The 8,829-nt window shown below is 63.6% G+C and carries 9 protein-coding genes; 3 read left to right on the top strand and 6 right to left on the bottom strand.

Annotated features, from left to right (window positions below; translation table 11 throughout):
- Positions 1 to 71: 71 nt before the first annotated feature.
- On the bottom strand, positions 72 to 569 hold the full coding sequence (locus V5A38_RS13400) for a hypothetical protein (RefSeq protein WP_332326268.1): 498 nt from the start codon (positions 567 to 569) through the stop codon (positions 72 to 74).
- Between the two features lie 148 nt (positions 570 to 717).
- Here V5A38_RS13400 and V5A38_RS13405 point away from each other — a divergent pair, with 148 nt between their 5' ends.
- On the top strand, positions 718 to 1,062 hold the full coding sequence (locus V5A38_RS13405) for a thioredoxin family protein (protein ID WP_332326269.1): 345 nt from the start codon (positions 718 to 720) through the stop codon (positions 1,060 to 1,062).
- A 473-nt stretch (positions 1,063 to 1,535) separates the two neighbouring features.
- Here the strand turns inward: V5A38_RS13405 and V5A38_RS13410 are convergent, their stop codons facing one another.
- On the bottom strand, positions 1,536 to 2,252 hold the full coding sequence (locus tag V5A38_RS13410) for an NAD(P)H-hydrate epimerase (protein WP_332326270.1): 717 nt from the start codon (positions 2,250 to 2,252) through the stop codon (positions 1,536 to 1,538).
- 191 nt (positions 2,253 to 2,443) lie between these two features.
- On the opposite strand from V5A38_RS13410, the gene V5A38_RS13415 reads away from it, so the two are divergent.
- Together V5A38_RS13415 and V5A38_RS13420 are read left to right on the top strand one after the other, a co-directional pair.
- The gene (locus tag V5A38_RS13415) at positions 2,444 to 3,463 is read left to right on the top strand and encodes an NAD(P)/FAD-dependent oxidoreductase (protein WP_332326271.1); all 1,020 of its coding nucleotides are present in this window, start codon (positions 2,444 to 2,446) and stop codon (positions 3,461 to 3,463) included.
- Between the two features lie 102 nt (positions 3,464 to 3,565).
- Positions 3,566 to 4,999, top strand: a complete 1,434-nt coding sequence (locus V5A38_RS13420) for a dihydrolipoyl dehydrogenase (RefSeq protein WP_332326272.1) — start codon at positions 3,566 to 3,568, stop codon at positions 4,997 to 4,999.
- A 327-nt stretch (positions 5,000 to 5,326) separates the two neighbouring features.
- Here the strand turns inward: V5A38_RS13420 and V5A38_RS13425 are convergent, their stop codons facing one another.
- The 4 genes from V5A38_RS13425 to V5A38_RS13440 all read right to left on the bottom strand — a co-directional run.
- The gene (locus V5A38_RS13425; protein WP_332326273.1) at positions 5,327 to 5,608 is read right to left on the bottom strand and encodes a hypothetical protein; all 282 of its coding nucleotides are present in this window, start codon (positions 5,606 to 5,608) and stop codon (positions 5,327 to 5,329) included.
- A gap of 484 nt (positions 5,609 to 6,092) precedes the next feature.
- Positions 6,093 to 7,586 carry an MATE family efflux transporter gene (locus V5A38_RS13430; protein ID WP_332326274.1) on the bottom strand — a complete coding sequence of 498 codons (1,494 nt, stop codon included), beginning with the start codon at positions 7,584 to 7,586 and terminating at the stop codon, positions 6,093 to 6,095.
- Positions 7,583 to 8,179 (bottom strand): TetR/AcrR family transcriptional regulator, encoded by a 597-nt coding sequence (locus V5A38_RS13435; protein WP_332326275.1) that lies wholly within the window; start codon positions 8,177 to 8,179, stop codon positions 7,583 to 7,585. The genes V5A38_RS13430 and V5A38_RS13435 overlap by 4 nt, the downstream gene beginning before the upstream one ends.
- A 271-nt stretch (positions 8,180 to 8,450) precedes the next feature.
- Positions 8,451 to 8,829, bottom strand: a 379-nt coding sequence (locus V5A38_RS13440; protein WP_332326276.1) for a S8 family serine peptidase, incomplete at its 5' end; no start/stop codon positions are given.

Raw genomic sequence — 8,829 nt, forward strand, 5'->3', positions numbered from 1 at the left:
CCCTGACCCGGCGGCGTTCGACACCGTCGATGACACGATTCGCAGTAATCACTATGAGTCAAGGGCGGACATTAGCGCTGACGCTCGTACGATTCCCGCCGATAGAGCGCCGAGAGGACGATGAACAGCGTCGCTTCGGCGAGTTTGGCCACCGCGGCCAGTGACGAGTCTACGAGATGGGAGACCACCGCCTCGAGGGGGTGGAGCCCATGATACAGCGGTTTCCGGCCGGGGAGGAAGCCACCGTGGCCCGACAGATGCCACGTGAAGTAGCCCACGAAGTAGGTGGCCATGAGCGCCATCCCGAGAAGGTAGACACGTTTGCGGGCGACGTCGGCCACAACAAGCTGAATGCCGAGCAAGATCGCGATCGCCGACAGGACGAACGCCACCGGTCGAGGGTCGGTAACAAGCAACGATGCATTCCCGCTTCTGACGAGTAAGACGAGTCGGAACAGACCACGCTGGGGGTGGAACAGGTGGATGAGGGCGACGAGCAACGCCAGCACGAACCCGAGACTACCGAGGTTGCTGGTGGCCCACCGGCGTACCGGCTGTGACGAATCCATTACCTCCGGATGATTCATCGTAGACAGTAATAAGGCCCCAGTTTCGGGACTGTTTACTCTCGAACCGATGCCGGGTAGGTGATGTGTTCGTAACGACGTTACATGTTGGTGAGATACTACTTAACACGGTAGAGAGCAAAGAGCCCCTATGGGAGAGAACCCGGCCGGGTCAACCGAGCAGTCAGCCGCTCCAGCGAGGGAGATCACAGACGAGGAGACGTTCGACCGGGTCGTTGACTCCGAGGAGCGCGTCCTCGTCGAATTCTACGCGGACTGGTGTGGTCCCTGTCAGATGATGACGCCGACGGTCGAGGAACTCGCGACCGAGACCGAGGGGGCCGTCGTGAAAGTAAACGTCGAGGAGCTCTCACTCGTTGCGTTCCGGTACGACGTGGAGTCGATACCAACGTTTCTCGGAATCCACGACGGAGATGTCATCGGCCGGCGCACGGGCGTCCAGGAGAAACAGGAACTCGAACCGCTGCTTTACTGAGTCACTCTTCGTCGAACACCGGTTACACTCGAAGCGCCGAGGCTGATGAGGCTCGCGTAACCGAAACAGCAGGAACCCCGTTAGCCGAGCGCGCCGTAGCCCAGCCACGCACCGAGAACGAGTCCGTCGACGACGTGGACGACGGCGAAGCCGACTATGCGACGACTGTCCGACAGTCCGACTACTCATACTGCCGGACAGAAGACAATAACGACTCCCTCACCAGTCTCTAACCATCACACGAGGTGACGGCCGATTCACGGCGAGCGATGGTTGTATCGTACTGTCCGGCAGTATCAGTCACCCACGTCGTGTTCTTCCTCGGCGTGTATCGTTAGCTCCTCCTCAGTGTCGAACGTCTGTCCACACATTCCGCATTCGTGTTCCTCGTCGTGGTCGTGTGCCATACGTGAACATGGGTTTACATCGTAATGAAGGCTCGCCGAGACCCAGGTTATCTGATTACTGAGCAGTTACCGTCGGAGCTCAACCCAGTAGCTGTTCTCGAAAGGCGATTCGTACTCGATATCCAGGCGCTCGTACACAGTCCGAGGAACGCTGATGTCAGCCAGAACGACGGGGTCATCGCGAGACGTGAGTCCCGTTTTCGGGAGCGCCAACGTGACGACCCGATCCGGTTCGACCGCCCCTTCCTTGGGCTCGCCAGTCGTCGCATCGATACCTGATGGAACATCCAGAGAGACAACCGGTGTCCGGCGCTGGTTCAGTGTCTGGATCATCTCGTCCACCGGTTCACGCACCGTGCCGGTGAGCCCGTAGCCGATAAGCGCGTCCACCGCGACGGACGCCGTCGTGTCGGCGATGCCATCGGGGCCGACTCCGACTGGAACCCCCATCTCGTCGAGAATCCGGTACTGCTTGGCTGTGACCCCAGACAACTCGCTCGGGTCGCGGTCCAGGACGACCGTGACGGTCACTTCGTGGTTCACGAGATGTCGGGCGCAGGCCAAGCCGCCGCCACCGTTGCCCCCGTTTCCGGCAACTACGAGTGCGGAGCCGTCCCCGACCCGACGGCCGTGTTCTGCGAGCGTCCGCCCGGCGTTCTCCATCATCTGCAGGAGGTGGATTCCGACATCCTCGACGGCGACACGATCGACGGCCCGCATCTCGTCGGCGGTCACGGCGGTGACTGCAACACCGGCGGGCGTTTCGAACGGTGAGTGGTCCATACAGCTCAGTTATCCGGCTAACAGTAAATGTCCATGCTGGAGGAGTCTCGCAACGCCGCGAGTTCCTCGTCGCCCACGGCGGCGATGGCGATGACGAACACGCTGGTCGCGACAGCAGCCAGTCGATCGATATTGTGTGAGTATCTCCTAACTGAGTCACATTTTTTGTATCTGCACGCCACTGTCGCTGTATGGAAGCTGATACCTCAGTTGACGAGTACGAAGTCGTCGTCGTGGGTGGCGGGCCGGCCGGCCAGACGGCGGCCCTGTACAGCACGCGTCTCGGCCATCGGACGGCACTGGTCGACCGTGGAGGCGGGCGAGCCGCGATGATGCAGGAGGTTCACAACCTCATCGGCGTCCGGGAAGAGACGAGCGGCAACGAGTACCTCGGTATCGGGAAGGACCAGCTCGAGGAGTACGGCTGTGAGCTGCACCGGGATATGCTCACGTCCTGTCACCGGACCGACGACGACCGAATCGAGCTGTACGGCAACAACGCTACCTACCGGGCCGACTACGTCGTGCTGGCGACCGGGTTCAACGACGTTCGACCGGACCCCCCGCTCCCCCGAACGGGTCGCGGCCTCCACTACTGCCTGCACTGTGACGCCCACATGTTCGTCGACAAGTCCGTCTACGTGATGGGACACGCAGAGAGCGCTGCTCACGTTGCAGCGATCATGCTGAACTTCACCGACGAGGTTGACCTCCTCACACGGGGTGAGGAGCCCGCGTGGAGCGAGGAAACAGCGGCGATGCTCCAGAACCACCCCATCGACGTGATCCACGATGACGTCACTGGCATCCAGAACGGCGCCGACGGGTGGCTGCAAGCCATGGAGTTCGAGGACGGCACGGTCCGGGAGTACAAGGGCGGCTTCGCGATGTACGGTGCGGAGTATAACAACGGGCTGGCACGGGAACTCGGCTGTGACAGCAACGACGACGGGACCGTCGACGTCGATGACCACGGTCAGACCTCCGTCGACGAAGTGTATGCAGTCGGGGACCTCACACCGGGGCATAACCAGGTCCCGATCGCGCTCGCGGAAGGGGCGAAAGCAGGAATCTCCATCCACTTCGGGCTTCGTGATTTCCCGCGGGAGCCGGAGATCGTCGACGAGGCGGGGCCGGTTCGCTCCGAAGAGGTCCCGGGAATCCCCGACGATCTCCTCGAACAGGCCGTCGACTTCCACACCTACGACTGAGTGGACCCGGTAGCCCTCGTCCCCGATGGAGTCGGGGCGGGCACCGGGCAGTTACTCCGAGGTAGTCTGTGTTTCATAAGTAGGCGCGTTCAACCGCCTTGTATGGAGCAGTTTGATTTTCTCGTTATCGGCTCAGGCTCGGGTCTCGACGTGGCGAACGTCGCGGCGAACCAGGGGCAGTCGGTTGCGGTAGTCGAGAAGGGGCCCCTCGGCGGAACGTGTCTCAACCGCGGCTGTATCCCGTCGAAACACCTGTTGTATCATGCTGACGTGCTCGAGACCGTCGAACGGGCCGACGAGTTCCACATTGACGCGGACGTACACGGAGTGGAGTTCGCGGACATCGTTCGGGAGGTCACCGAGGAGGTACAGGAAGACGCGGAATCGATCCGCCGCGGACTGCGCTCGTCTCCCCAACACGACCTGTTCGAGGGAGAGGGTCGGTTCGTCGACGAACGGACGATCGAAATCTCCGAGGGCGAGGACGTCGGTGCACGTCTCCAGGCAGACACCATCCTGCTCGCTGCCGGCACACGCCCGTCGATTCCGGATATCGATGGTATCACGCAGGTCGACTACCTGACGAGCACCGATGCGCTCGAACTGGAGCACCGACCGGACCACCTCGTCATCGTCGGCGGCGGCTACATCGCCGCCGAACTCGGCCATTTCTTCGGCACGTTCGGGTCCGAGGTGACGATCATCGGTCGCCGTCCGAGCCTGCTGCCACAGGCAGACGACGAGGTCGCGGAGGCGTTCACCGACCGCTACGCCGACCGGTTCACGGTCCACACGGGCCATGCGGCCACTGCGGTCTCCGAGGAGGACGGCGCTGTGACCGTCGAGGCGCGGCAGTACGAGTACGGCGAGGATGGGGGTCTCCTCGAAGACGCGGAGCGAGTCACCGCGACCGGGGACGAACTGCTCGTCGCAGCGGGACGGGTCCCCAACACGGATACGCTGAACCTCGACGCGACCGGTGTCGAGACGGACGATCGCGGCTTCGTCGAGACCGACGACTATCTCGAGACCGACGTCGACGGCATCTGGGCGCTCGGCGACATCGTCGGCGAGTACCTCCTGAAACACAGCGCGAACCACGAGGCCCGAGCAGTCGCACGGAACATCTTCGGGGGCGAGCCTGAACCGGTCGACTACACTGCGATGCCGTTCGCCGTGTTCGCCTCCCCGGAGGTCGCAGGGGTCGGCACACCGGAAGCGGAGCTCCGCTCGGAGGGTCACGACTACGCGACGAACACCTACCGGTACGAAAACACCGCGCGTGGCGACGCGATGAACGCCGATGGGTTCGTGAAAGTGCTCATCGATCTTGAGGGCGAAATCCTCGGCTGTCACATCATCGGACCGGACGCCTCGACGCTCATTCAGGAGGTCGTCGTGGCGATGAAAGCCGGGACAGGGACCGTCCAGGACATCCGCAACGCCATCCACATCCACCCAGCGCTGCCGGAAGTTGTCCAGCGCGCGTTCTCGGGTCAGTTCAGCCGGGGTGATGGCGAACACCAACACCAGTAGGGAGTAATCGACTAACTTCGACGCCGGCCCAGCGAGGCGAGCGTCACAGCCTCTCTGGTGTCGGATTCGTCCTGTTCTCGGACCCCCGATGAGCTGGCTCCCCGTTCTGGCCGGGGTTTCCCTGCGACCCCCGAGATGCTCGAACGTTACCAGGCCGAGGACTGTCCGTACTGCGAGGGAGTCCGAGAGACGCGTATGGAGTTGGGCGTCTCGTCGGTCCAACCCGCTACTACGGCCGGGAACGTTCTCCTCGAGAATGAACTCGGCGGCGCGTCGGTTCGCCGGAGGTTTCTCCCCGGATGACAGAAGCGTTCGGCTGACGTGACACTACTCAGTCGTGTAGACGCCGGCCATCGCCGTTTCCTCGACGGTGAGCGAGATGCTGTCGCCTTCCTCGGCGGCCTGTTCCGTGACGACCGTCACCGCCTCGATGGGGTCACGCTTGAGATAGGCCCAGAGCAGCCCGAAAATCGACGGATGCCCGCCACGGCGACAGACCAGCACGTACCGCGCCTCCGCCAGCGACTGTAGCTGCGGCTCCATCTCGTGTTCACCCACCTCCTCAGGCGGAATCACGTGCAGTACGTCACCCTCGATCGTCTCGCTCATAGGCGGATACGACGCTGCGGAAACAAGCCGGTGTCGGACTACCACGACGTCCAGCCGGCCATCCTGCTGGAACGATTCGGTAATGTTCGTGGCGAAGTGGTGCAACCGTCGAACTCAGCGGAACAGCTGATGAGGCAGTTGCCAGAAGCAACCACAGACCGAACACCACTGCCGGAGGACGGTCGCTCCGCAGCCGCAAGGCTCATCGACAGCGATCTCACCTCCGTCTCGGAGGCCACCCACGAATGAATCGCTGACGCACGCAAGCTGAAGTTCTTCGAGTTGCTGCCGATACCCCGCCTGCTCCAGCGTGCCCGCTACGTCAAGGAGGCTGGCGACACCGTGGTATCACGAACTGACGGGGCCGAACACAGGGGCTCGTTTCGGCGTATCGGTCGACACCCGCCGGTCGGCTGACTCAGTCGTCGCCCTGACCGCCAGCCCGGGCCGGTCAGTCGTCGCCCTGACCGCCAGCCCGGGCCGGTCAGTCGTCGCCCGCCACCACGCCAGGTTCGAACGTCACGTCCGCATCGCGCCACGTCCCGCGCTGGTACCAGGCGTAGGCGACCATCGCGCCGACCGCGTTCGAGATGGCGAACGAGAGCCAGATGCCGTCCGGACCGTAGGCACGCGAAAGCACCCACGCGAGCGGAATGCGGAAGACCCCGAGCACCCCAATCGAGATGGTGGCAGCGGTGAGCGTCTTGCTGGCGCCGCGGAAGCTCCCGTTGTACGCCCGCATGACACCCATGAAGCCGAACGTCGGCGCGACAAAGCGCATGAACCGAACGCCGATGGCCGTCACTTCGGCGCTCTCGGTGAAGACGGCGACGATTGGCTCGGTGAAGACGAACGCGAGGACGGCGACGGCCGAGAGGATGAAGAACACGGTCTTGCCCGCGAACCACGTGGTCTCGGCCGCCCGGTCGGGCTTGTCCGCGCCGATGTTCTGGCCGCTCATGGTCTCGACGCCGCGGGCCAGCGCGATGGCCGGCATGAACACCACCGAGAGCACCCGCGTCCCGATCCCGAAGGCGGCGACGACGGGCGTCGCGAACGTCCCGACGACGATGAGCATGAGGTTGAACGAGATGGCCCGGCCAGTCCCCTCGACGGAAGCCGGCAGGCCGATTTTGAGGATCCGGCGGGCGAACGGGAGGTCGGGCCTCATCTCGCTTAACCGGATGCGGACGCCACGGTTCCCGCGGAACATGATGCCCAGGCCGACGATGAACGCCAGCGCGCGGGAGAAGATGGTCGCAATCGCGGCACCGCGGAGGCCGTCACCCGTGTAGCCGGTAGCGGCAAAGAGCTGGCTCTGGAGCCCGGTCGCGCCCAGCATCTCGAACAGCGGGTTCGCCTGGAACCCGAAGATGAGAAACGGGTCCAGGATGATGTTGACCACGACCGAGAGGGCCATCACGACCATCGGCGTCACCGTGTCGCCGTAGCCCCGCATCAGCGAGATGAACATCAGGAAGCCGAACATGAACACCAGCCCGGCCGCGATGACCTCCATATACGCCACGGCGAGTGGGTAGACGTCCGGCGCGGCGCCGAAGATCTTGAGCAGGTCGTCGACGAGGACGTAGCCCACCCCACCGAGGATGATGGAGGCGATGACCGAGAACACGACCGTCTGGGAGGCGGCGTACTCGGCCTCGCGCTCCTTGCCGGCGCCGACGTTCTGGGCGACCATCACGCTCCCCGCCACAGAGAGCCCCAACCCCAGCGAGATGAGCAGGAACACCATCGGGAACGCGAAGCTGATGGCTGCCAGCGCTTCGGTGCTGTACTGGCCGACCCAGAACGTGTCCGCGAGGTTGTAGGCGGTCTGAAACAGGTTCGTGAAGACGATGGGCGTCGCGAGGATGAACAGCGGCTTGGCGATGCCGCCGGTCGTGAGGTCGATCTCCTCGTCGTCGAACGCCTGCTGGAACAGCCCCCGCAGCCGTCCGAGACTCTCGCGCAGGCTCACCGGGAGTCCTCTTCGACGGCGATCATTGTCTCTATGTGGCGCGCAAGCGTCTCCCGGGTCTCCTCAACCGGCCGACCGATGGCGACGCTACGGGTATGGGCGCCGTTGATGACCGTCACGAGGAAGTCCGCTGACGCGGAGACGTCGAGGTCGGTGCGGAACTCCCCTGCCTCGACGCCCGCCGCGAGGTGGCCCGCAATATGTTCTGTCAGCTTCTGGTCGAACTCCGCGAGCCGGTCCCGGAACGTCTCGTCGTAGGGGCTCTGAGCCTTCATCTCGAGAACCGCGATCTCGAAATCGCGTGGCGGGCCGTCCGCTTCGGCGGGTCGGAGCACCTCGTCGATGAGCGCGAGCAGCCCCTCGTGGGGGGTTTCGGCTTCGACGCTCTCCAGGCGCTCGGTGAAGGAGTCGAACAGTTCGTCGAGGAACGAGCACAGCAGGTCGTGTTTGCTGTCGTAGTGATAATGGAGCGCGGATTTGCTGCGCTCGGTCTCCGCAGCGATGTCTTCCATCGTGACGTCGGCGTAGCCGTGTTTGCAGAGGGCGCGGTAGGTTGCGTCGGTAATGTCGGCTGTCGTCTGTTCGGAGACCATCTGACTGACTGGTTAGTCAGACTGTCCAGTCAGGGAAAAACGTAGCGTTCCGTAGGTTGTTGCAGATCGAGTCACCGGAGAAGTGGAGTCTTCCCACAGTTATTCCAAAGACGCGGCTGTGTCCGCCTGAACTCGAGGGCGTGATCGCTCCGGGGCCCGTTCTACTGGTGGACGTCCGTTTCCCTGGAGACGAGGACACTGGTTTGGCGTTCCTCCGGAGAGTAGTGAGAACACCCATGCAAGACCCTGGGTAATCCAGCGCAAGGGACGCCTACAGCGCGTCGAGGATGTTCAGATACCCGCTCCCGTAGAACGCTTTGTCGTACCCGTCGGGGACGTCTGCAGCGCGCTTGAGCGCGGCCTCGACCTGGTTGGCGTTGTAGTTCGGGTTGGCGCTCTTGACGAGCGCGGCGGCACCGGCGACGTTCGGCGCGGCCATCGAGGTGCCGGCCTTCCAGCCGTAGGCGGGGACCTGCGTGTCGGGTTCGCCGTCGCCGTCGGTGTCCTCGTAGGTGAACACCGTGTTGAACACGAGGTCGTTGAACCACGGGACCTCCGTTCCGATAGCGCCGAGGTCGGCGTCGCCACCCGGCGCGCCGAGCGTGATGGCGTTCGTGCCGTAGTTCGTGTAGAACGCTGGACTAGCGAAG

This window comes from Halolamina sp., assembly GCF_036626355.1.
Taxonomy (GTDB): domain Archaea; phylum Halobacteriota; class Halobacteria; order Halobacteriales; family Haloferacaceae; genus Halolamina.